This window comes from Methylobacterium sp. EM32 (assembly GCF_040593685.1).
In the GTDB taxonomy this organism is placed as follows: Bacteria; Pseudomonadota; Alphaproteobacteria; order Rhizobiales; family Beijerinckiaceae; genus Methylobacterium.
Genome location: NZ_JBEXZS010000184.1, coordinates 1 through 24295 on the forward strand (window position 1 = coordinate 1; position 24295 = coordinate 24295).

18 protein-coding genes and 1 pseudogene are annotated in these 24295 nt (G+C 65.3%); 6 read left to right on the plus strand and 13 right to left on the minus strand.

Annotated features, from left to right (window positions below; all coding sequences use genetic code 11):
* A pseudogene (locus ABZT49_RS24365) lies at window positions 1–202 on the plus strand (IS5/IS1182 family transposase); the annotation flags it as partial.
* Window positions 203–2044: 1842 nt separating this feature from the next.
* Here ABZT49_RS24365 and ABZT49_RS24370 read toward each other — a convergent pair.
* The 12 genes from ABZT49_RS24370 to ABZT49_RS24425 form a co-directional block, all read right to left on the minus strand.
* The gene (locus tag ABZT49_RS24370; protein WP_355289786.1) at window positions 2045–3352 is read right to left on the minus strand and encodes an MFS transporter; all 1308 of its coding nucleotides are present in this window, start codon (window positions 3350–3352) and stop codon (window positions 2045–2047) included.
* Between the two features lie 122 nt (window positions 3353–3474).
* Window positions 3475–4614 (minus strand): iron-containing alcohol dehydrogenase, encoded by a 1140-nt coding sequence (locus ABZT49_RS24375; RefSeq protein WP_355289788.1) that lies wholly within the window; start codon window positions 4612–4614, stop codon window positions 3475–3477.
* A gap of 78 nt (window positions 4615–4692) precedes the next feature.
* Window positions 4693–4998: a DUF1330 domain-containing protein gene (locus ABZT49_RS24380; RefSeq protein ID WP_355289790.1), complete on the minus strand. Its 306-nt coding sequence runs from the start codon at window positions 4996–4998 to the stop codon at window positions 4693–4695.
* A 59-nt stretch (window positions 4999–5057) separates the two neighbouring features.
* Window positions 5058–6113 (minus strand): ABC transporter substrate-binding protein, encoded by a 1056-nt coding sequence (locus tag ABZT49_RS24385; RefSeq protein ID WP_355289792.1) that lies wholly within the window; start codon window positions 6111–6113, stop codon window positions 5058–5060.
* Window positions 6113–6400, minus strand: a complete 288-nt coding sequence (locus tag ABZT49_RS24390) for a hypothetical protein (RefSeq protein ID WP_355289794.1) — start codon at window positions 6398–6400, stop codon at window positions 6113–6115. Before ABZT49_RS24390 ends, ABZT49_RS24385 begins: the two co-directional genes overlap by 1 nt.
* Before the next feature lie 41 nt (window positions 6401–6441).
* Complete coding sequence (locus tag ABZT49_RS24395) at window positions 6442–7200, minus strand: ABC transporter ATP-binding protein (protein ID WP_407943561.1); 759 nt, start codon at window positions 7198–7200, stop codon at window positions 6442–6444.
* Complete coding sequence (locus ABZT49_RS24400; RefSeq protein WP_355289798.1) at window positions 7194–8000, minus strand: ABC transporter permease; 807 nt, start codon at window positions 7998–8000, stop codon at window positions 7194–7196. The genes ABZT49_RS24395 and ABZT49_RS24400 overlap by 7 nt, the downstream gene beginning before the upstream one ends.
* Complete coding sequence (locus tag ABZT49_RS24405) at window positions 7997–8767, minus strand: ABC transporter permease (RefSeq protein ID WP_355289799.1); 771 nt, start codon at window positions 8765–8767, stop codon at window positions 7997–7999. Before ABZT49_RS24405 ends, ABZT49_RS24400 begins: the two co-directional genes overlap by 4 nt.
* A 266-nt stretch (window positions 8768–9033) precedes the next feature.
* A complete protein-coding gene (locus ABZT49_RS24410; RefSeq protein ID WP_355289801.1) occupies window positions 9034–9765 on the minus strand; it encodes a FadR/GntR family transcriptional regulator in 732 nt (243 codons plus the stop codon).
* A gap of 1093 nt (window positions 9766–10858) precedes the next feature.
* Window positions 10859–12475, minus strand: coding sequence for an FAD-dependent oxidoreductase (locus ABZT49_RS24415; RefSeq protein ID WP_355289803.1), 1617 nt, complete (start codon window positions 12473–12475; stop codon window positions 10859–10861).
* A gap of 746 nt (window positions 12476–13221) precedes the next feature.
* On the minus strand, window positions 13222–13593 hold the full coding sequence (locus tag ABZT49_RS24420; protein ID WP_355289805.1) for a hypothetical protein: 372 nt from the start codon (window positions 13591–13593) through the stop codon (window positions 13222–13224).
* Between the two features lie 49 nt (window positions 13594–13642).
* The gene (locus ABZT49_RS24425; RefSeq protein WP_355289807.1) at window positions 13643–14311 is read right to left on the minus strand and encodes a hypothetical protein; all 669 of its coding nucleotides are present in this window, start codon (window positions 14309–14311) and stop codon (window positions 13643–13645) included.
* Between the two features lie 169 nt (window positions 14312–14480).
* Between ABZT49_RS24425 and ABZT49_RS24430 the strand changes: the two genes are divergently transcribed.
* From ABZT49_RS24430 to ABZT49_RS34320, 4 genes are all read left to right on the plus strand, one after another.
* Window positions 14481–15215 (plus strand): response regulator transcription factor, encoded by a 735-nt coding sequence (locus ABZT49_RS24430; protein ID WP_355289809.1) that lies wholly within the window; start codon window positions 14481–14483, stop codon window positions 15213–15215.
* Window positions 15212–16582 carry a HAMP domain-containing sensor histidine kinase gene (locus tag ABZT49_RS24435; protein WP_355289811.1) on the plus strand — a complete coding sequence of 457 codons (1371 nt, stop codon included), beginning with the start codon at window positions 15212–15214 and terminating at the stop codon, window positions 16580–16582. Before ABZT49_RS24430 ends, ABZT49_RS24435 begins: the two co-directional genes overlap by 4 nt.
* Before the next feature lie 174 nt (window positions 16583–16756).
* Window positions 16757–17020: a GCG_CRPN prefix-to-repeats domain-containing protein gene (locus ABZT49_RS24440; protein ID WP_355289813.1), complete on the plus strand. Its 264-nt coding sequence runs from the start codon at window positions 16757–16759 to the stop codon at window positions 17018–17020.
* A gap of 78 nt (window positions 17021–17098) precedes the next feature.
* A complete protein-coding gene (locus ABZT49_RS34320) occupies window positions 17099–17281 on the plus strand; it encodes a GCG_CRPN prefix-to-repeats domain-containing protein (protein ID WP_407943562.1) in 183 nt (60 codons plus the stop codon).
* Window positions 17282–17433: 152 nt separating this feature from the next.
* On the opposite strand, the gene ABZT49_RS24445 is transcribed toward ABZT49_RS34320, so the two are convergent.
* Window positions 17434–17820 carry a hypothetical protein gene (locus ABZT49_RS24445; RefSeq protein WP_355289815.1) on the minus strand — a complete coding sequence of 129 codons (387 nt, stop codon included), beginning with the start codon at window positions 17818–17820 and terminating at the stop codon, window positions 17434–17436.
* An 876-nt stretch (window positions 17821–18696) separates the two neighbouring features.
* On the opposite strand from ABZT49_RS24445, the gene ABZT49_RS24450 reads away from it, so the two are divergent.
* Window positions 18697–24295: Ig-like domain-containing protein (locus ABZT49_RS24450; RefSeq protein ID WP_355289817.1), on the plus strand; the 5599-nt coding region annotated here is incomplete at its 3' end.

The following is a 24295-nucleotide window of genomic DNA, read 5'->3' on the forward strand; positions in this document are numbered from 1 at the left end:
GCCGGCGCTGCGGCCGACGCCACCACGTCAGGACAAGCTGCGCCGTGCGCACCAGACAGAACCTGTCGTTTGTGATCAGGCCATTGAGGAGGTGTTCTGCCGCCTCAAGGACTTCCGCCGCATCGCCACCCGCTACGACAAGCTCGCCCGCAACTTCGACTCAGCTCTCGCGCTCGCTGCCGTCATCGCATTCTGGTGCTGATTGAGTCTCAACCCTAGAGCTCACCACGACGCCGTGCGGATCGCTGCGGCTGACGGCCTCCGATAGTGTGATTATCCAAGAACCGACGTCACTCACGTCATCGTCAATCGTCCGCCTTCTCGCCGAGAACGCAGGAGGGTCGGTCACAGTCAAAGCAGACCCCGGCTACATTGCGACTGTTGTTCTGCCGAAATATTGATTTAACGTCTTTTTCAGAACAATTCCTTTAGCACGACCTCGATCGCCCCTTCGAGGCTGAGTTCGGCATGCTGCCCTTCGCACTCGCCATGCCGGCCATTCCATCCGTCGGACGACACCTGCCCGTCGCAGGCCCGCAACATGCGGCGACCTTGCCGACGATCCTGGTATAAGCCGGGTTGCCCTCCGTGATCCCCGTCGTCATGCCTGCGAAGTCGGTTCGGAAGCCGCCGGGCTTTGCGACGGTGACTTGCACCGCAAGCGGCTTCATCCCCACGCACGGCACCTCGGAAAGTCCCTCCACCGCGGCCCTCGCGGCAGAGTACGAGCCCCTCCCGGTCACGTTGATGCATACTCCGATGGAGGAGACCGGCAGCACGTGGTCGCGACGCCAACAGCGGACAACCGAGAGCGGACGTGACCTCAGCCCCAGGAAACCGCGTCAATGCTCTCGACGGCAGCTCTCAGGCTGTCGCCAAGTGCCTTGCTGTTGAACTGACGATCGGTCACGGCGGAGCGTACTTCCATTCATTGAATCAGCCACTATTCGTTGCCGAGGATATTGTGTTGCCTGGCTTGACTGTTTCGTGGGGTGGCAGCTTGCGGGACAAGAGTGGCCATTCCAGAAGCCATATTCGAAGGTCCGGATATGGCGCAGAGCCGACATGCAGCTTGGAGAACGCTCTCCAATAACAAAATATAGCTCTTTCGTCTAACGGAAATGGGCCACTGCCTCGACGTTGGCTGGCAGTTCACCGACCAAAAAAATCTTGGAAGTGTCGGTATTCCGTCGACGTTTCGGATAAACTAATTTAGCCAGAACATCCTTCAGTGGGTGCGCTGATCGACGATACAAGCAGCCGAGACGTCTGAGGCTTCGCTGCTGCTATGATCAGGCGTGTGCCCGAATAAGTTGCGGAGGCCCAAGCACGCGGCTTCCAGGGGGCAGATCGCCCCTATGCCCCTCGCAGAGGGGCGGTCAGCGCTGATGCGCCAGGCGCGTCATACAGCGCGTTCGAGGGGCGTCCTGCTGCTCGCATGCTCCCGCGCTGCCTCGCTAAATCTGGGGCATCCTGAGCCCAGCACGGCAGCTTTAGCTCTCGAGGAGCTACTCTGCCGATGGATGTCGCCGTGGTGCCCAGGATGTGAAACAAGCGGACCCTCGAACCGCCACCATCGAAGGTCCGCACGGGGGCATCTTGGACCCTGGCCACTTGCCCCGAAGCGGACGTTCCGCCTCTTCGACTTCGTCGTAGGTACCGATCAGCAACTGGCATCGATGGCGTTGAACGGATTAGCTGATCGCCCGCTCACGTGCTGAACCGCATCGAAGGCGTTCCAACGCACCTACGAGGACGGCCTTACCGCCCTACGGAAGCGGTACGCAGACAGGGGCTGAATAGCAGCGGGGCCTGCGCAGCCCCGTCGCGGCACACATTGGCGTGAAGGGAACGGGTAACGGACTCGACACGCAGAACGCCGATCCCGCTGTGCTGACCGGCTACACAGCGGGGTTCGAAGTGACGCTTCGCCGTTGCGACAGACATGGCAGTAAAGCCTAATATTTCTCAGAGAAAATTCTGTGGCATTGAAGAGGTTAATGCCTTTTCTAAAAAAAGGCGAATCTGATGGGGCCTTCAAATGCTAATTACGCTCGCCAGCTACAAGTGGCGGAACAAGCACTCCATCAACTGCAAGGCTCGAAGTAACTGCCTCATCGGATGATGCACGCTCGTAAACGCGCTTCGGCAGGCACCAAACAATAAGGCCCGCTGACAGCGCGCACACGCCAGCGATAGCGTAGAGAGCTGCGTCAGCACTGCCCGTCGTGTCTCTTACTACTCCCACCATGTAGGGTCCGATCACGCCACCGAGCTGGCCGACCGAGTTGATCAGGGCCAATCCACCCGCAGCTGCAACCCCCGTCATCACTCGCGCAGGCAGGATCCAGAACAGCCCGAACGACGCGATGATACCGGTGGCTGCGACGCTGAGGCCGACCACTAGCATGACGGTGCTGTTGCCGAAGATGCCGCACATCACGTAGCCCACAACCCCTGCAAGGGCGCATCCAGCCAAGTGCCACTTCCGCTCGCCTGTCCTGTCCGAGGAGCGGGCGATCAGCGTCACACCCACGAGGGCCACTAGGTAGGGCAGCATTGTGATGAGGCCGATGATGAAGGTATCGTTGGTGCCCGCTGTCTTCACGAGCTGCGGCATCCAGAAAAGGATCCCGTAAATCCCCATGGCGAGCCCAAGATAAATGACCGAGAACACGTAAGTGCTTGGCTGCCGAAGTGCGACGCTGAACGAGTGCGTGCTGCCGGACCGCGGCTCCGCTTCGAGGCTGGCCGTCAGAATACGCTTCTCGTCGTCGTTGAGCCACCGCGCATCCTCGACCCGGTCATCGAGCCACGCCATGACGACGAAGCCGAGCACGACCGACGGGATACCCTCGAGCAGGAAAAGCCACTGCCATCCGTGCATGCCTCCGACGGCGTCCATGTACTTCATGATGGCGCCTGAGATCGGTCCTCCGAGAATTCCGCATAGTGCGATTGACGTGAAAAAGAACGAGTTGATCCGCCCGCGCTGCTTCGCCGGGAACCATTGCGTGAAATAGTAGACCGCTCCCGGCACGAATCCAGCCTCGAACATTCCGAGCAGGAACCGGAGAACGTAGAACCACGCTTCTGTCTTCACGAACATCATCAACGCGGAGGCGATGCCCCAGCTGATCATGATCCGGGCGATCCAGAGCCGGGACCCGACCCTCGCCAAGATCATGTTGCTCGGGATCTCGAAGACGAGATAGCTGATGAAGAAGATGCTCGCACCGAGGCCGTAGGCGGCATCGGACAATCCCAGCTCGCTCTGCATCTGCAGCTTGGCGAAGCTGATGTTGACGCGGTCGAGATAGGCCATCCCGAAGCATGCGACGAAGAGCGGCACGATGCGCCAGCTCGCTTTCCTCAAGACAGAGTCGAGCGTAGGAGCGATAGCTCCGCCGCTCGCTGCGACAGAATTCGATGGCATATCCAGTCTCCACCCGAGATTTTTATATTTATTTGAAATCACATGACTTGACGCAGCATGCTTTCGTAGTCCGCGGCCGAAGCGTCGCGCGGATTCGTCTTGTGGCTGTGGTCGGCGAGTGCGCCGTTTACGATAGCCGGAATGAGGTCGGCGCTGACGCCCATCTCCGACAGCGTCGTCGGCAGCCCGAGCCGTCGCGTCATGCTCCCGATCGCCGGGCCGACCTCGCTGCCTGCAGCGAGCGCCATGGCGCCGGCCAGCCGGGCCATTTTGCGGTTCGCCACCACCGTCTCTGCCGAGGCGTTAAATGCGAGCACTGCCGGCAGGAGGATCGCGTTCAGGGTTCCGTGATGGAGCCTGGGATTGAGGCCGCCCAGCGCATGGCTAAGGCTGTGCACGGAGCCAAGGCCCTTCTGGAAGGCGAGGGCGCCCTGAGTGGACGCGCTCATCATGTTGAGCCGCGCGTCGCGGTCGCTGGGGTTCGCCGTCGCGCGCTCGATATGCGCACAGGCACGCTGGAGACCGTCGAGCGCGATCCCTTCCGCCGGGGGGTTGAAGGACGGCGACAGGAAAGTCTCGATACAATGGGCGATGGCGTCCATGCCGGTGGCAGCGGTGAGGATCGGCGGCAGCCCAAGCGTCAATTCGGGATCGCAAATCGCCGATTTCGGCACGACGTGGGGCGACAGGATGCCGACTTTCCGCCCATCGTCCAGGATGATCAGGGAGCCACGGCCGACCTCGCTGCCTGTGCCCGCGGTGGTCGGGATCGCGACCACTGGCGGCGTTCTGGCGGTGATGCGGGCCGCTCCTCCCTCGATCGCGGCGTAATCCTTGAGCGCTCCTCCATGTGCGGCAAGCACCGCGACCGCCTTGGCAAGGTCGATGGGAGATCCGCCGCCGAGCGCGACGACGCCATCGCATCCGTGCTCCCTATACAGTTCGAGCGCTTCGCGAACCGAAGCCTCGTCCGGGTTGCCGGGCGTGCCGTCGTAGACCGGCACGCCCGCCCGGCCGGGGAGTTGGCTGAGAACCGTGTCGACCAGGCCTGCGGCCCGCACGCCGCGATCCGTGATCAGCAGGGGCCGCGCGACCCCGACCCGCTTGCATTCTGCTGCGAGCGCCGCGAGTGCCCCGAACCCGAAATTGATCTGAGTGATGTAGTTGATGACGTTCATTGTACTCCCACGCTGGTCTGTCTCGCGGCAGCACCGGAGCGACCACTGTGAAACAGTGGTCGATCTTGGAAACATACTTCAGGCCGGCTGCGAGCCGTCGTAGCCTTCGACGATGATGAGGTCGTTATGGGCGTGGGGGGCCCGGATGGCGACGAGGCGCTGGTACTCGGTAGAGTTGTAACAGGCGACCGCCGTCTCGTAATCTTCGAATTCCAGAACGACGGTCCGCGAGCGGGTGCTGCCTTCGGCCTGGATCTGCCTGTCCGCGCGGACGACGAACCGGGCGCCGAACTTCGCGAAGACAGGGCCGTTCTGCTTCGTGTACTCACCGTACCCATCCGGATTGATCAGATCGCCGTGCGCGATCCAGTAGCCTTTGGCCATGACGTGGTTCTCTCCTCGTTGGCGTGTGGCGGACCGCGGAAGCCCGCCCGCGGGAAGGGTCACGGTTGGAAGACGAAACCCGGCTTGATCGCCAAGTCGTCCGGGATCGGCGGGAGGTCCGAGAAGAGCTCCGGGTGCGCCTTCATGACGGCCAGGATCGGCCGCGGATCGACGTGCTTGTTGACGTCGAAGGTCGACTTGATGGTGCCGAGCTTCGCCAGGGTGTCCTCGGCGGTCCAGAGCGCCCGGTAGTTGTTGCGCGACAGCCGCCGGTCGAGCTGCTGCACGTTGAACTGCATCGCCGCCTCCGCGACGTCACGCTTCAGCCCGGGGATCCAGCGCGTGCCGATGCCGGCGGCCTGCTTCGGGTTCTTGCGCATCCACTGATCGGCTTCGGAGGTCGCGGCCAGGAACTTCTCCGCCAGTCCCAGATGCGCATCGACCCAGGAGCGCAGCGCGACGGCAAAGCCGATATAGGAGATCACGTCGCCGCCGCGGATCACCTGGAAGGCGCCGGGAACGTCCTTCTGCGCGATGATCGGCCACGGGTCCCAGCCGGCGAACGCATCGACCCCCTTCGCCAGAAGCGCCACCGTCATGTCCGGGGGCGGCGTGTTCACGAGCGCGACGTCGGCGGGTGTGAGGCCCGCCTTCTGGAGCAGGCCGAGGATGTAGAGGTGGTTGATCGTGCCGAAGGAGGTCGCGATCTTCTTGCCTTTGAGGGTCTTGAGGTCGCCCGCGACGATGCCCGAGCCTTCGCGTGCGACGAGCGCCATCGTGGCATCCGACCCGGCCTTGGTCGTGCTGCCGCTGAAATTGCCGAGCGCGACGAGGTCCATGCCCCGGAGGACCGCGCCGATCATGGGAACGCCGACCTGGACAATGTCCGTCTCGCCCGCTTGAAGCGCGTTGAGAGCGTCGACGCCCGTTGGGTATGGTCTCGCGATCGTGACGTCGAGCCCGTGCTTCTCGAAGAACCCCCGCTCGAGCGCGACGGGAATTGCCAGCATGTCGATCGCGCTTACCATGCCGACGTTCATCTTGACCGGCTCGTCGGCGCGGGCGCAAACGACCGACAGCGCCAGAGCCGCGGCGGTAACAAGTCGTCTTACCATTATTGATCCTCACTCAGCGGTTCGACCTTCCTGACCCAGAACGGGCGGGCGAGCGACGTCAGATCGCTCGTTCTCACCCCGCGCAGTTCTATCGAGTGCTCATCGGCACCGGCGATGCGCCCGTATCTCTGCACGGCGAGCACGTGGAACCTCTCGGGCGTGAAGGGTAGATCGATCTGGACGTTCACGCGTCCACTCGCCCGGGAGAGGTCGGGCGAGATCTTGCCGGGGGCCGCAACGGTCAGCCAAAGCTGGAAGCCGAGCCAGCACGCCATGACGCCCAGCACGGTGCGGGTCCGCGAGGACCGCAGGAATGCGCGCGCCCGGGTCACGCGAGGCGGACCTGCTGGAGGACCTGCGCCGAGATGGTCTTGAAGCGATCGTCGTGAACGAGACGGTCCCACACGCGGGGCTGCGGAAGGTCGACCGCGATGTCGTCCAGCACGCGCCCCTTCGAGAGCACGACGACGCGCGTCGCCAGGAACACGGCCTCGGGCACGTCGTGCGTGATAAAGATGACGGTCGGCCGCCGTTCCTGCCAGATCCGGGTTAATTCCTCCTGCAGGGTCATGCGCGTCTGCGCATCGACGCTGGCGAAGGGCTCGTCCATGAGCAGCACGTCGGGCTCGTTGGCCAGCGCGCGGATGACGCCGACCCGTTGCTGCATGCCGCCGGAGAGTTCGTTGGGGTACCGGTTGGCGGCCTCGGCCAATCCGACGAGGGCCAGGTATTCGCGAGCGATCCGGTCCCGCTCGGATTTCGGCACGCCCTTCATCCTGAGCCCGAACCCGACATTGTCGAGGACGGTCTTCCACGGGAACAGGGCGAAGGACTGGAAGACCACGCCGCGATCGGCACCCGGGCTGCTGACGGACTTGCCGTTGAGCAGGATGTCTCCGCCCGATCGCGGGATGAATCCGGCGATCATGTTCAGCATCGTGGTCTTACCGCACCCGGATGGACCGACCACGGAAACGAACTCGCCCCGTTCGACGGTCAAGGACAGGTCGCGGATCACCGTGACATGCGCGTCGGCATACGGGTTGAAGTAAGTTTTCTCCAGGTTCTGGATCGACAAAGTCATGATGTTACAATCCCCCAGCGTTCACCAGTCGCCTTCTCCAGAGGAGCAAGTATCCACGCGTCGACAATGTACCATAATGTTCCAAGTATGATCATCCCGAGGATGATTTCGGTTGTCGAGCCGGCGCGTCGGGCATCGAACATCAGGAAGCCGATGCCGCTCGTGCCGACGATGATCTCTACGGCGATCAGCGCCCGCCAGCCGTAGCCGAGCCCATTGCGCAGACCGGTCAGGATGTTTGGCAGAGCCCCTGGCAGGATCACGTGCCACAACACGCTCAGTGAGGACGAACCGAGGCTGCGTGCCGCGCGCGGAAGATCGCGCGGGATGGTCTCCACGCCCAGCACGGTGTTGAGGACGATCGGGAATAGTACCGTATAGACGATGACGAACGTCATCGTGCCGAGACCAAACCCGAACCAGATTAATAGAATCGGCAGCCACGCGATGTCGCCGATAGCTTGAAAAAACAGGAGGATCGGCCAGAAGACACGGTGCGCTATTTTGTTGGTCGCGATCAGGAGGCCGAAGGGAATGCCCGACACGATCCCGATCGCCGCGCCCAGGGCGAGGCGCACGAGGCTATCCTGAAGATAGTCCGGCAAAATACCTTTGTAGGTGAGGGTGACGAAGGATTTGACGACGTCGCCCGGGCTGGGAAAGAACGCCGGCGGAAAGACGCCGGCCCAAATCAGTATTTCCCAGAGCGCCAGGATCGGCAGAAAGGGCACGAGCGTCGCGATGATAGGCCATCGCTCCGTAAGTCTGACGTAGGTGCTCCAGACATGCAGTACTACGTTCATGATTGCCTCACCATGCCCCAACGCTCGATCGTGGCGCGCTCAAGCGGTACGAGGATCAACCGGTCGATCATGAGCCAGATGGTTCCGATCAAGATCATGCCAAGAACGATTACTTCTGTTCTGTAAAAATCACGTGCAACAAACAGCATGTAACCGAGGCCCACGTTTGTTGCGATCATCTCGGCCGCGATCAGCCCGCGCCATGCAAAGCCGAGACCGGTCCGCACACCCATGACGATGTTCGGCAATGCACCCGGAAGGAGCACGTGGAAGAGCAGCGCCCAGCGTCCGGCACCTAGGGAAGATGCAGCGTTCCGGATCGAATGGGGTATCGTCGACACTCCGAGTAGCGTATTATACGCGACAACGAAGAATACGGCATTGAATATAACGAAGCTGATCGCACCGAAGCCGTACCCGAACCACAGCGTCGCGATCGGGATCCACGCGATACCCGCCAGGACCGAGAAAAATCGGAACAGCGGCGTCAAGAACATCGCCGTGGCGCGACTGACACCCATCGCGATTCCGAGAGGCACGGCCGTGACGACACCGAGCAATGTGCCAAGGGCGACACGGAGAAGGCTTGCCCCGACATGGGCCGGAAGGGATCCGTCGCGCAGTGATTCCAGCCCTGCTCGTGCCACAGCACCAAGAGACGGAAAGGTCCGTGGGCTGATGTCGAACAACGGAACGACGATCGCCCAGATCACGACCAGCCCGATGAGGGGTGCAACAAATAAAATGCCGTCGACAATCCCGTTCATTCGTCGGAAAAGTCGTGTCGAGCGCGCACCGCGAGATGCAAGCAGCACATCATCCTCCCCGCGATCAATCTGACTGATCGCAATCCCGAGCCTTCATTGGCTTCTCAATGTTCGACTTACAGAATAATCGATCGGCCCGAGAGCTCAACCGAACCAACCTCCGTCAACCGCAATATCCTACGACGGGCGGATATCGTCCGTCGAAGAACTCTCGAAAAATCAAAGATCTAAAGCAACATCCGATATCAACGCGAGTGGCCAGGTCTTCAGCGTGCTCTCTTCCGCTGCTCGAGCCTGTCGCCCGTGAACGCCAAAACCTGCTTCATCGCTATCCGTGCACCATCCGGGTCTCTCTCGCGAATGGCGCGTGCAGCCGTCGCATGATTCGGAAGATTTTCCTCGAACCAGCCTGATGTACCTACCGCCACGAAGAACACTGCGCTGAGAATTGCATTGATGGCACCGCTGAACCCCTGAAGCACAGGATTGTGCGTGGCGTGCAGGATCGCGAGGTGGAAGGCCTTATCGGCAGCGGTCGCGCTCTTGGAATCATGCGACGTTTCCATTGCGGCGAGAGCGTCACCGATTCTCTGAAGGTCGCTCTCTGACCCTCGTTCCGCGGCGAGTGCTGCGGCTTCTGGTTCGATGATCGATCGAACCTCTTGTATGGCGAGCAACAGGTTCAGATCTGCAGCTGGTCGTTCGACCAACCATCCGAGCACATCCCGATCCAGCAGGCTCCAGTTCTCGACCGAGAGGACGCGCGTGCCGTGACGAGGGCGCACTTCTATCAGGCCTTTCGCGGCCAAGATTTTCACAGCCTCCCGGACGACACCTCGGCTGACTTCGAAGCGCTGTTCGAGCTCTGGCTCAGGCGCAACTAAAGCGCCTACAGGTGTGATGCCTTGAACGATCTCACAGCCGAGCGTTGCGACCACGTGGTCAATTCGTCGAGGCTTCGTTCGACGAGTGAAAGATTCCAATTGCGCATCGTTCAAGAGCGCCCTCCCAAGGCAGGTGAACGTCCGTCGCCCTTGCCTCTATCGTCAGATGTTAGACGTCGGATGTTCGGTGTCAACTCAACTCACTGCGTCAATGATGGAAAAAAATGCTTCTCGTCCAGTCGCGTGTTTACCAAGTGGCAGTGTGCGATATTACCAGGTTCTATCATCATATGCAATATTATCCTGTCCAAATTACGCAGATAACTTATATAAAATGTTTATAACATAAAACATATTTCTAATTTAGTGTGGACGCAATAGTATTTACCGTAAGGAGCATGATACCGGTCTTGTGCGTCACCTCACTGAACGGCGGTTGAGATTTTCGCTGGCGTTGGTGCAAAAGTCCGTCCGCAAGCTGATCGGATTAGTGGGCAGACATTATCGAAGGCATTTTCCCCGATCAATGATTTGATCGTAGATACAGGATCGTATGAAATCGATGTCTGCGTGGAGTCCGACCGGCATTATTGATCTAGGTACGATCTATTGTTCAACATGGTGCTGATCGCAACAACCTGATTGTTTCGTCGCTACAATTCCGTTAAACGGAAATGGCAAGCAGCGAGCATGTTGACCTAGCCGTTCAACCGCTGGTGATCGCCGGCGGGATTGGCGAGTTGATTCAGTGATCCGTTCTCTCAAGAGAGGTGCAGCGTTGCCATCGACTGCGTCGAGAATGGCGGCTGCCAGCTTGATCCAGGCGAAGGACTTTGATCTATCGTTGTTTTCGGAGATGTAGCACTTAATCGACACTTGCAGGTCGATGATCTCGCTGAAGTTGCTCCGCTTCAGCTTGTTATGTATTAAGAATGAGAAGTCATTTCGATGAGCGTAGACTGATCGATCGAGCTTACTGCCTTCTCGTTGGTCGGCGGATCCGTGGAGCTCCGGGAGACGTTGCGTCGATGATGTTCGATTAAGCGCGCGTTAGATTTACCACCCTGGTTGCGTCCGACCTCGACGTCGATGTTTCGAGGATATCTGACGAACGCCGCCATGATCGGCCGGGCCGCAAGCTCAGGTTTGCGAGCCCAGTCGCCGCGGAATCAGACGCTCCGGTCGGATGCGTGCTGGGCTGCAAGATCTACGTCCGAATGTGCTCCCACACCTTCGAGATGACGACCGATCCCTCGCCAACCGAGGCCGCCACTCGCTTGACGGAGTTGGCGCGAACGTCCCCGACCGCGAAAATTCCCGGATGCGACGTCGCATAAGGCGAACGCGCGCCGATCGCATCGCCAGTCAGAACAAAGCCGTGGCCATCGAGCTCGACGAGTCCCGAAAGCCAGCCGGTATTCGGGGCGGCGCCCACCATGACGAACACGGCACAGGTTGAGATCATGCGCGTCGTTCCGTCGGTGAGGGTGCGGATTGTCACCGCGTCAAGACGGTCGTCCCCGTACAGGGCGGTGACTTCGGCCCCGTACTCGATGGTGATCGCCGGGTCTGCCTCCAGCCGGCTCGACAGGTATCTTGACATGGATGTCGCGAGTGATTGCCCGCGGACCAAGAGGCGCACGTGTCGCGCCGAGCGGCTGAGATACATCGCGGCCTGGCCAGCAGAATTGCCGCCGCCGATGACGATCGCCTCGGCATTCCGGCAGTAGCGCGCCTCGATCTCCGTCGCAGCGTAGTAGATGCCTGCGCCCTCGAACGCTTCGAGGCGGTCGATCGGCAATCTCCGGTACTGGACACCGGTCGCGACGACGACGGCCTGTCCCCGGACGCGCCGGCCGTTGTCGAACGTTGCACAGAACGATCCGTCCTCAAGCCGTTCCAACTTCGCCACGCGTCGCGGCATTGCGAAGCGCGTGCCGAATTTCATGGCCTGGATCTCGCCGCGCCAGACGAGATCGGCGCCCGAGATCCCGGTCGGGAAGCCCATGTAGTTCTCAATTCGGCTCGATGTGCCGGCTTGGCCGCCGATCGCAACATCCTCGATGACCAACGCGCGCAGCCCCTCCGCACCCGCATAGACGCCCGCCGCCACCCCGGCCGGACCGCCACCAACGATGAGGACGTCGAAGGCCTCATCGTCGACGAGGTTGTAGTCGAGGCCGAGCAGCCGTGCGACCTTGGCGGGCGTCGGCTCGGTCACGACCACGTCCCGGCCGAAGATGACCGCCGGTCGGTTAGCCGAGATCGAACAGGCCATGGCGACGCTCGCCGCCTCCGGGCTGCCCAGCGAATAAGTCCTGTAGGGAAGCCGGTTGCGGCTCGCGAACTCGGCGATTCGCCGTACGCTGCGGTCGTCGTCTTCGCCGAGGAGCACGAGCGTGCCGTCGTGCGAGTCGAGCTGCCGTCGCCGCCTTGCGGCAAGAACCGTGATGATAATGTCTGACATCTCCGGGATCTCGGACATCAGCCGCAGCATCTCCGGGCGCGGCACCTCGATAATGACCGTATCCGCGCTCGCCCGCATGGGCATCGACCAGACGCCGCCGTTCAGGAACGAGATCTCGCCCATGAACTGGGTCGGTCCGAGGGTGGACGGAAGATGGCGCTTGCCCGTGTAGGGGTTGACGACTTCGATCTCGCCGACCTCGACATAGACGAAGCGGTCGGCTGGGTCGCCGGCACGGACGAGAAAGGCACCGCTCGGATAGTGCTTCTCAGCTCCGATGGCCCGCAGCGCGGCGACGTGCGATGCGGCGAGGGGGATGCGCTGCATCTCGCGCAGGTCACGGCCGATCGTTTCCATAGGTCGTCCTCGTCGCAGATCATCCCCTGCGGCCCAGCATCGATGGGTCAGCTTTCGTAGGCAAGACCCTCAACGGGGGCGATTGTTTGATCGAAGCTGGTGGCCAGAAGTGAATTACGCAGGACTTGCAATCAAAACAAGAGCCGTCCTCTAATTCGAAGATACCAACGACGAGCGACGTATGATCGAGATGGTGCGCAAAGCCGGAAGGCCGATCGTAAGCCGAAGGCGGAGCCCCGATGTTGGCGCGAAGCCGTACGAGGCGAGGTGTAACTTCGATACTGTGCGAGCGGTTCGGTCGACGCCTTCGAAGGACTGCGTAGGATCCATGATCCTGTTCGCCGCATTATGGTCACGGTCCTGCGTGTGGTGGCCGGATACCTGCCGGTGTAGGGGAGGGGACTGAAGACGACGAGAGGGTCCGGCAGACAATGGCGCAAGGCCGACCAATCGGCACACCAACTGCTGAACCAAAGCAGATTCCTCTCCTTGGCGATCTGAATTCCGTTCCGAGCACCAAAGCAGAAGAAACCACAGCGGCCATGACGTCAGAGCGTCGTGGTCCTTCATTCGAGGACGCGTCTGATCGGGCACAGGGAATAACCAGCTTCCTGCGCCCGAGCCGCGCCCGCAGCGACTGGGACCGGAGCTTGCGGGCCACCAACCGGGACGGACGCGAATGGCGTCACCGCTTCTCAAGCGCAGCCGGCATTCCGCGTTGTGGACCGAGCCTCCAATCCTCTACGTCAGGGCTTAAGACCAGGGCATAGTCGGAAGCTTTCGTTGCCGTTTCTGGTCAAGTCCGTGTAGCGGTCTGGCCCGTCGATGCGGATGGTGGCGCGTTCCGTCACGCGTTCGGGTTTCGGGCTACCGTACTCGCGGCAATCCTGCTCGATCTGGTAGATGTCATTCTGCGTCGAAAGCACCCGACCTCGGCAATCGGCTGCCTTCGCGCTTCCGAGACCCCGGCCGTCGTAGGTGCGCAACTCGGCATTCGGCGGGTTCTCGCAACCGGTTCCGACGCCGACATAGGCGCCGTGGCGCAGCGGCAGGGTGTCGGCCGACGCGTATCCTGTGCTCAGGAAGAGAAGGCAGGCCGTCAACGAACGAGTATTCATCGGATCGGTCCGTTGCTGTTGAAAGTCAGTATTGCGGTTTAATGTCGGATCAAGCGCCGACCGGTCCGAGCAGCCGGGTGAGAAACTTGTAATAGATAGGTTGCTTCTGACGCAGCTCGTCCCGGGTGAAGGGTTCGCGCGCCAGCTTGCCGTGCAGGTAGACGCTCGCGGTCATTGCAAAGAACTCGGCCTGGTTCTGCAGCAGATAGGCGTCATTCGGGTAGAAGCCGCCGGCCCTGGCGCGTCGATAGAAGGTCAGGATGTCCGGGTTGTTCCGTCCACCGGGTAGCTTTCGGAAGTGGTAGACGTGGATGTATTCGTGCAGCAGGATCGGGCGCTGGTCGTTGGGGTTCTCGACCGCAATGGTGACGCTCTCGCCGCCGCTGTAATGGCTGCCCGCGCCGGAGCCCGCCCTGACGACGACCGGGAAGCGCCTGAAGAAGGCTTTCACGCCCTCGTTGAGGCTCGTCGCCTCGACGATGTCGACCTGGTGCTCGGCGGCGCGGCGGAGCTGGCCGATCTCCGCGTTCGCGACGTCCTGGGCGATCTCGATGCGGTAACCGCGGTAGGACTCGGACCCGTCGCCGAACTGGGGTGCCCCGGCTGGCGCTTGGCGCGGCATCGCGTGCACCGAGCCAGCCGGCAAGAGCATTCCTCCGGCGATGACGAGAGCCGTCGCGACGTACTGGATCGGTGATGCGGGGCGGGATGTCGCCATGGGTCTCGGACCTTCCTCCGTCGCGGGCCGTCGGGGCCCGGCTCGTGATGCGGTGAACCTTCGCGCGCGCCCCGATCCCGGATGTGACGGCACGCCGGCGCCGTGTAACGTTTTGTGACAGACGCGCTTTACGCGTTGCCGCACGGTCGCGACGGTCTATCCTCACGGCATGACCGACGGCATCACCATCGCCATCGTCGAGGACGACGACGACATCCGCACGCAACTGGCCGGTTACCTCGAGAACGAAGGCTTTCGTGTCGTCACCTTCGACGGGGGCGCCGGCCTTGACCGGCGGCTCGCGGCGCGGCCCGCCCCGGACCTGATCGTCCTCGACTGGATGCTGCCGGGCGAGGACGGGCTATCGATCTGCCGCCGCCTGCGCGAAGCCGGCGGGCCTCCGGTCGTCATGCTCACCGGCAGGGACGAGGACATCGACCGGGTGCTGGGTCTGGAGATGGGGGCCGACGACTACGTCTCGAAACCGTTCAACCCGCGCGTGCTGCTCGCCCGCATCCGCGCCGTCCTCCGCCGGGCCGCCGGCGGCAGCGCCGCGGCCGCCGGACCGGCGTCCGAGCGGCTGAGCGTCGCCGATCTCGTCGTCGACCTCGCCGCCCGCAGGGTGACCATCGGCGATCCGGCCATCGAGGTCCCGCTTACCAGCGCCGAGTACGACCTGCTGCACTGCTTCGTCACCCGGCCGCAGCGGGTCCTCTCCCGCGACCAGCTCCTCGACTGGACCCGTGGGCGGACCGCCGACATCTTCGACCGCACCATCGACGTCCAGGTGAGCCGGCTGCGGCACAAGCTCGACGCGGCCGGCAGCCAGGCGGCAGGCCAGATCAAGACGGTGCGCAATGCAGGCTACATCCTGGCGGCACCGGTGACGGCCGTCACACCGTGACGGCGCGCATCGGGCTCCTCGGGCGGATCATGCTGGTCCTGCTGGGGGCGCTCTCGCTGCTCGTCGTGGCCACCTTCGGCATCGACCGGTGGCAGCGCAGTCAGGAGCGATGGCCATACGCCTCCCGCTTCCCCCGCCTCGACCAGGCGGCGTGCATCATGGCTCTCACGAAGGATGCGGACCCTGCGCGAAGACCCGCTATCCTGCGCGCCGTGAACGGCGAAGCCCTCAAGGCCGAGATCGTCGATGCGCCGCCCGACGTGACCGGGTTGATCCGCGAGCCGGTCCTCGAGGCGCGCCTGCACCGCCTGACGGGCGAGGGCGACATCCGTGCCTTCACCGAGACTGCGATGCTCTACCGGGACGATGGCCCGTCCGATGCAGGGGCCGCGCACCGACAGAGGCCCATCGGCAGCCTGGCCCTGGCCACATACCGATTGTCGGACGGGCGCATCCTGGTCGTGTCCGCCATCATCGGACATCGCTCGCCCATGCCCTGGCTGCTCGGCCAGCCCTTGAGCCTGTGGGTCGCCGTCCTCGGCGTCGCAGTGGCTTTCCTCGTCGCGGTCGGCGCCCGGCACGAGCTCGCCCCGCTCCGGCGCCTGACCGATGCGGTCTCCCGGTTCGACGGCCGCTCCGCCGAGCCGGCGCTCGTCCCCCAGGGCGCCCCGGAGATCCGTCGCCTCGCCCAGGCCGTCCAGGCGATGCAGGACCGCATCGTCGGCCTGATGGGCGAGCGCTCGCTGCTGATCGGAGCCATCTCACACGACCTCAAGACCTACCTGACGCGCATGCGCCTGCGAGCCGATGGGATCGCCGAGCCCGAGCGGCGGGATCGGCTGGTCGAGGATCTCGATACGATGACGGCGCTCATCGAGACCTCGCTCGGCTTCGCCCGCGGGACGGCCGCCGAGGTCGGGCGCGCTCCCGTGGATTTGGCCGACATCGTTGCGGTCGAGGTGGCCGAGCACGCGGCGCAGAGTGCCTGCATCAGCCTGTCGGGCGAGGAGGTGCAGGATGCGATCGTGGCCGGCGACGCCGTCGCATTGCGTCGGGTGATGGCGAACCTGATCGGCAACGCCGTCAAGTTCGGGCGCTCCTCCGTCGCCGTCGTGGTGCGCCGGACGGAATCGGCCTGCCAGGTCGTGGTCGAGGATGACGGGCCGGGCATTCCGGAGGGGGAGCGGACGTCGGTGTTCAGCCCGTACTACCGGGTCGAGCGGTCCCGGAACCGACGGACCGGCGGGACCGGTCTGGGGCTCGCCATCGCGCGACAGATCGCCGAGGCGCATGGCGGCACCATCGTGGTCGAGGTGGCTTCCTCGGGCGGTGCACGCCTCGTCGTGACCCTGCCGGCCTTGACCTGACCTTAAGTCACGACCCGTCAGCGAGCGTCACACACCGTTACGAGCCGGCGCGGACCCGTCACATCGGGGCATAGCGCGAGGGCGAACCTTCGAGCAGCCCGACGCGGCAGGAGCGCCGCCGGGACACGGGACGGCATCGGGCCGGTCCCCATTCATTCGAGAAGGAGCCCTTCGATGCTGAAGATCCTCGCCCTCGCCGCCCTGATGGCTGCTCTTTCGGTGCCCGCCACAGCCCTGCCGCTCGTTCAGGACGCGGTCTCCATGGGCCCCGGCGACGCGCAGATCATCCAGGTCTATGGCGGCTGCGGACCCTACGGGCACCGGGGGATCTATGGGTATTGCCGGGCGGGCGGCCTGTGGGGCGGTTACGTGCGCGGCGCCTCCTGTCCGGCCGGCTATCACATCGGCCCGTACGGCCGCCACTGCTGGCCGAACTGATCGTCCCACCCCTGGAACCCGACGCGTCCGGCCGCGGGCCGGACGCTCATGGTGCGCGCCACGATCCGAAAAATCGTCATGTCCATCGCCCCCGCGTCGGGCGTCTTGCTCACCGCTCCCGCGTCCGAGGCTCGGGATGATTGCGGTCCCGGTTTCCAGCGCGGCTTCCGTGGCTGGTGCCGACCGAACTTGACCCCGACCCGGCCAGCTCTCGGGAAGCTCAAGGTCGCGCTAGTTTTCCCTGTCTCCGACCGGCGGTAGCCGGCGAGGCCCTCGAGGGAGGCGGCCAGCCCACTCCGTTCCATCTCCAGCAGTTCGACCGCGAGCGGATCCGACGTTCTCAGCAACCAGACCACGTCACGCCGCGTAGACAATCCCCAGATCGTGTCCCCATGCGAGGATGTCACGCGCGATCAGGTCCTGCCCAGCTCTCGAATAAGGTGTTTGGGCCACATTGCCTGCATGATGGCGCGGAGCGAGAGCGAACTTGAAGAGCAGGTTTCAGGAGCCAGCCGGCGCCGGATGAGCCGGGAAATCGGCGAGGTGCACTTCACGAGCGCCAGAAGGCTCTCTTCGGCGACGCTCACGTTCATGGAAGAAGGGTCGATGAGGGCAATGTCGATCGCCCGCTCGGCCGCGTCCCACAACTCCGGTGCGGCTGGTCGACTGCCGCCCATGATGCGGGCGCAGTGCAGCGCATCGTAGGCCTGGATGGCGGATTCGATGCGGGTGAGGCCGAATTCCGGGCGCTCGAAATCGAACCACACGACGATCGGCCTGTTGAAGTCGTACGCGGGCATGGGCTCCTCCAGGTCGTCACGTGTTGTTTCAACTTTCGGTTGTTTAAACCGTTCAGAGTGGCAACCGAAACAATGATCTATTGGTTGCCGGATTATGAAGCGAGTTCGCGGTAATCGAGTCGAACGCGATGATGGTCATGGGGACGGACCGTGCACTGGGCACCGTTACCCCATCGCCCGCCACACGGTCCCGGGGCGTCCGGGCGGCGCGAGGGCCGGTCCCGACACGCGCCCGCGCGTCACCGGTCGTCGGCGGCCGCCGGACGAGGAAGGGCTACAACCGAACCGGGACGGTCATGACCGCGGTGTCGCCGCCAATGTCCCACAGAGCCGCTGTCCCGCGGGCCGGAAGACCGAGTTGGTGCAACCTTTAAGCGATTTTGCCGCCGGTCACCTGGTAGCGAAGGCAGCCCGCGACGCGCTGAGTTCGGTCGTCGCGGAGCTTCCGCCGGGTGCTTCGGGACCAATGTGAGATCGTGCAAGGATGATCCGCGTTCGGGTCAGGCGGCTAGCCGACGGCGAAGCCACATTATGTACTGTCTTATTTCGAGGACCCGTCTACGACGTGATCGTCTCCGTTGTATATAGAAATATTTCGCTTGCGTATCGTGCTCAATAATAGAGTACTAACGGAAAATATATTCTTGTATCGTCTTGGATAGTGCGATGATTAATAAACCGAAAATATAATTCATCGACGCAAAAAGTGGAATTTGCAGGGCGTTCTCAGTGCCCGCCTGATTTTCGTCACGATTCCTGAGATGAGAGCTCAACAGGACATTAACCATAAAATTTATAACCAGGGGTTGTGGGCTTGAGGCCGGGCCTGCGCTTGCCACTTCGAATTGCAGACCACAAAAACAGGTTGCAAACGCCATGGCCACGCAGACCTTCGAGAGCTCCCTCAACGCCGCCGGCAATCCCCTGAACATTGGGGGCTTCAACTACGCCTTCCGAAACAATGCCGGAGCCACCACAGGGACCTTGAGCGTCGCGCGGACTGGCCTGTTCGGCGACGCCTCGCTCGGCCTGAACAATGCCATCGGCGGTTACCTCTCGATCGCGCAGACCGGCGGCGGCGCGTTCGCCCTCGACAGCCTCGTAGTGGACCGGCTCCTGTCGGTCGCCGGCAACACGATCTTCGTCGGCTACCGGAACGGCGTGGAGGTGACGCGACAGCTGAACAGCAGCCTCATCGGCCTCGGCGACCAGACGGTGAGCTTCACGGATCCGGCCTGGCAGAACGTCACCGAGGTCCGGGTCTACTCGCGCGATCTCGTCGGCGTGGATATCGGCTTCAGCTTCAGCCTCGACGACATCGTGACCTCTGTCGCCGACACGACGCCGCCCGGCGCCCCGACGCTGAGCACGGGCGCGGCGGCGACGCCCAACCGGACCCCGACGTTGGCCGGCACCGCGGAGGCTGGTTCGACGGTGACGATCCTCAACGGCGCCGCCGTGCTCGGCACGACGGTGGCAGGGGCGAACGGCACCTTCTCGTTCACGCCGACGACGCCGCTCGTCGATGGGTCCTATTCCCTGACGGCGACCGCGCGCGACCCGGCCGGCAACACCAGCGCGCCTTCCGCGGCCCTTGGACTGCAGATCGACACGCTCGCTCCGGATATCCCGACCTTCACGGCCGGCACCGCGCTGACGAACAGCACGAGGCCGACGCTGACCGGCCGGGCCGAGGCCGGCAGCACGGTCACGCTGTTCAACGGCACCACCGTGCTCGGGGCTGCCATCGCGGCGGCGGACGGGAGTTTCAGCGTCACCTCGACCGTCACCCTCGGCCAGGGCACGTACAGCCTGACGGCGCGGGCGCAGGACGCAGCCGGCAATCTCAGCCCGATTTCCGCGTCCCTGAGCCTGACCATCGACACGGCCGCGCCCGCGGTGCCGACCGTGACGGCTCCGAGCCTGACCAACAACCCGACCCCGACCATCACTGGCAATGCGGAGGCCGGCAGCACGGTCACGGTCTATAACGGCACCGCGGCGCTCGGCACCGCGGTCGCCGGCGCCAACGGCACCTACGCCTTCACGCCCACGAGTTCGCTCGCCGCCGGCACCTACACCCTCACGGCGACCGCCACCGATCCGGCGGGCAACACCAGCGCACGTTCCACGGCGGCCCTGACGGTGATCGACCTCGCCGCGCCGCCCACCCCGACGCTGAGCGCGGGCGTAACCGCGACCGCCGACAACACCCCGACGCTGACCGGCACCGCGGAAGCCGGCAGCACGGTGACGATCCTCAATGGCACCGCGACCCTCGGCACGACGGTCGCGGCGGCGAACGGCACCTTCTCGTTCACGCCGACGACGCCGCTCGCCGACGGGACCTATTCCCTGACGGCGACCGCGCGCGACCCGGCCGGCAACCTGAGCGCGGTCTCCGCCGCCATCGGATTGCAGATCGACGCGACTCCGCCGGGCGCCCCCGCCTTCGTCTCGGGCGGCGGCCTGACCGGCGACTCGACCCCGACCGTCACCGGCACGGCGGAGGCGGGCAGCACGGTCACGCTCCTCGACGGCACCACCGTCCTCGGCACCGCGCAGGCGGACGCGAACGGCAGCTTCAGCATCACGCCCACGACGCCGCTCGCGGAGGGCGCCTACACCCTCACGGCGACCGCCCGCGACGCGCTGGGCAACGTGTCCGCGGCCTCGGCGGGCCTGGCCGTGCAGATCGATCTCACCGCCCCCGTCGCGCCGGTGGTCGCGCCGCTCGGGTCCACGAACGACAGCACCCCGACCCTGACCGGCAATGCGGAGGCCGGCAGCACGGTCACGCTGTTCAACGGCACCACCTTGCTCGGGACGACGACGGCGCTCGGCGACGGCACGTTCACGTTCACCCCCGGCGTGGACTTGGCCGACGGCACGGCGAGCATCACCGCCACGGCGCGCGACGCGGCCGGCAACGTCTCGAGCCCGTCCGTCGCCGTCAACGTGACGATCGACACCGGCATCCCCGCTGCTCCCGTCTTCGACGTCCCGTCGCCCACCAACGACACGACGCCGGCCCTCACCGGCTTCGCCGAGGCCGGCTCCACCGTCACGATCAGCTCCAACGGCGCCGTTCTCGGCACAGCGGTGGCGGGTGCCGACGGCACCTTCTCGTTCACCCCCGGCGCCGCGCTCCCCGACGGCACCACCACCCTGACGGCCACCGCCCGCGACCTCGCCGGCAACGTCTCGCCGGTCTCCGCCGGCGTCTCGCTCACCATCGACACCACCGCCCCGGCCGCCCCCGCTCTGGCCTCGGTCCCGCTCACCGGCGATGCGACCCCGACGCTGACCGGCACCGCCGAGGCCGGTGCGACGGTGACGATCCTCAACGGCACCGCCGTGGTCGGCACGACCACGGCGCTCGGCGACGGCACGTTCTCGTTCACCCCGACGGTGCCGTTCGCCGACGGCATCACCAGCCTCACCGCCACCGCCCGCGACGAGGCCGGCAACGTCTCGGCCGCCTCCGGCGTCGCGACGGTCGCGGTCGATACCGGCGCGCCCGCCGCGCCGGTGCTGGCGCCGCTCGGCCCGACCAACAGCCCGACGCCGACCCTGACCGGCACTGCGGAGGCCGGGGCGATCGTCGCGGTCTCGAGCGGCGGCACGGTGCTCGGCACCACGACGGCGCTCGCCGACGGCAGCTTCTCGCTCGCGCTGACGGCGCCGCTGCCCGACGGCGCCACGACCCTCTCGGCCACCGCCCGCGACGCCGCCGGCAACGTGTCGGTGCCGTCCGCGCTCGTCACGATCACGGTCGACCGGACTGCCCCCGGGACGCCGGTCCTCGATCCGGCCGGCCTGACCAACGACGCGACGCCGACCATCACCGGCACTGCCGAGGTGGGGTCGATCGTCACGATCAGCGGCAACGGCACCGTGCTCGGCACCGTGACGGCGGGTCCGCAGGGCAGCTTCTCGCTCGCGCTGACGACGCCGCTCCCCGAGGGCGCCACCGCCCTGACCGCCAATGCCCGCGACGCCGCCGGCAACCTCTCGGCCGATTCTGCCCCCGTGACGCTGACGGTCGACACCGGGGCCCCCCTCGCGCCGACGCTCGCCTCGATCGCGTCCACCAACGATGCGACCCCGACCCTTACCGGCACGGCGGAGGCCGGCGCCACGGTGACGATCCTCAACGGCGCCGCCGTGCTCGGCACGACGGTGGCGCGCGCCGACGGCACCTTCGCGTTCACGCCGACCGCACCGCTCGCCGAGGGCGTCACCAGCCTCACCGCCACCGCGCGGGACGCGGCCGGCAACCTCTCGCCCACCTCAGCCGTCGCGACCGTCGCGGTCGACACCCTGCCGCCCGGCGCGCCGACCCTCGCGCCGGTGACCGATCCACCCACCGACGCGACCCCGACCTTCACCGGCACGGCGGAGGCCGGCGCCACGGTGACGATCCTCAACGGCACCACCGTGCTCGGCACGACCGTGGCGCTCGGTGACGGCAGCTTCTCGCTGACGTCGACCGTGCCCCTGCCGAACGGCACCTCGCAGATCACCGCGACCGCGCAGGATGCCGCCGGCAACGTCTCGGGCCCATCAGGCGCCCTTGCCGTCTCGATCACCACCGGCACCGCGGGCTTCCTGACGCTCGACTACCTGGCGCCGAACAACGATGCGACGCCGGTCATCAGCGGCAGCGCCACCGCCGGCGACGCAATCGTCATCACCCTCGCCGGGACGCCGATCGGCATCGGCACCGCGGGACCGGACGGACGGTTCAGCATCGAGGTGGCTCCCCTCGGCGCGGGAGCCCAGACCCTGGCGGTGACCGCGACGGACCTCGACACCGGCGGCGGGACCGTGACCGCGACGCTCGAGGTGTTGATCGACCTCACCGCCCCCGCGGCCCCGACCCTCGCCGCCGTCGCCGGGCCGACCAACGATCCGCTCCCGGTCATCCGCGGCAGCGGGGCCGAGGCCGGCTCCACCGTCACGGTCACGGCCGCGAACGGCACCGTCGTCGTCGGTACCGCGCTGGCCGACGCCGCCGGCAACTTCGCGGTCACGCCGACCGCCCCGCTGGTGGACGGCACGCTCGTCCTCCAGGCCACCGCCCGCGACGTCGCCGGCAACATCTCCCCCCTGTCGAGCCCGGTCGCACTGGAGGTCGACCTCACCCCGCCGGCCGCGCCCACGATCGATCCGCTCCGGCCGACCAGCGACGCGACGCCGACCATCACCGGCTCGGCCGATCCGGGCTCGGTCGTCCTGGTCTCAGTCAACGGAACCGAACTCGGGAGCGCGGTGGCGAACGCCGTCGGGACCTACGCCTTCACGCCCGCCGCGCCCCTCGCGGACGGCCCGATCTCGATCACCGCGATCGCGCGGGACGCCGCCGGCAACCTCTCGGCCCCCGCGACCGCGGTGGCGAGCCTCATCGACACGATCGCGCCCGCCGCACCCGTCCTCACGACCCCGTCGGGCACGATCGACGTCAACACCCCGACCATCACCGGCAGCGCCGATCCGGGCGCGACCGTCATGGTCAGCAGCAACGGCACCGTCCTCGGCACCGTGACCGCCGACGCGAGCGGCCTGTTCTCCCTCACCCCGGGCCAGGCCCTGCCGGACGGCACGGCGGTGATCACCGCCATGGCCTACGACGAGGCCGGCAACGCGTCCGCCGCCTCCCCGGCGATCACGCTCGCGATCGACACGGTGGCGCCGCCGGCCCCCGCCTTCACCATCGGCTCGGGGTCGACGGTCGACAACACGCCTACCATCACCGGTACCGCGGAGGCCGGCGCAACGGTCACCATCCTCAACGGCGCCGGCGTGCTCGGCACCGCGGTGGCGGATGCCGCCGGCGTGTTCACCTTCACGCCCGGGACGGCGCTCGCGGACGGCCTCTATACCCTCACCGCCACGGCCCAGGATGCCGCCGGCAACACCGGACCGGCCTCCGCCGCCATCACCCTCGGCATCGATACCGGCGTGCCCCCGGCGCCGGTGCTCGACCCGGTCGCCGGCGCGACGCGGGACACCACGCCGACCCTCACCGGCACCGCCGAGCCCGGCGCGACCGTGACCTTCCTCGACGGCACGACCGTGCTCGGCACGGCCCTCGCGGACGGGACCGGCGCCTTCAGCTTCACCCCGGCGACGCCGCTGGGTGACGGCACCTACGCGCTGACCGCGACGGCCACCGACGCGGCCGGACAGGTCGGGCCCGCCTCGCCTACCGTGACCCTCGTCATCGACACCGCCGCACCCGCGGTGCCGGTCGTGACGAGCCCGGGCGGGCTGATCGCCGACGCCCTGCCTTCCGTCACCGGCACCGGCGAGGCCGGCACCACCGTCACGCTGTTCGACGGCAGCGCGGCCATCGGCACCGCGACGGTCGATCCGAACGGGACCTTCACGGTCGCCCCGTCGACCCCGCTGGCGCAAGGTCCCCACAGCCTCTCGGTCCAGCTCACCGACGCGGCCGGCAATGCCAGCGCGG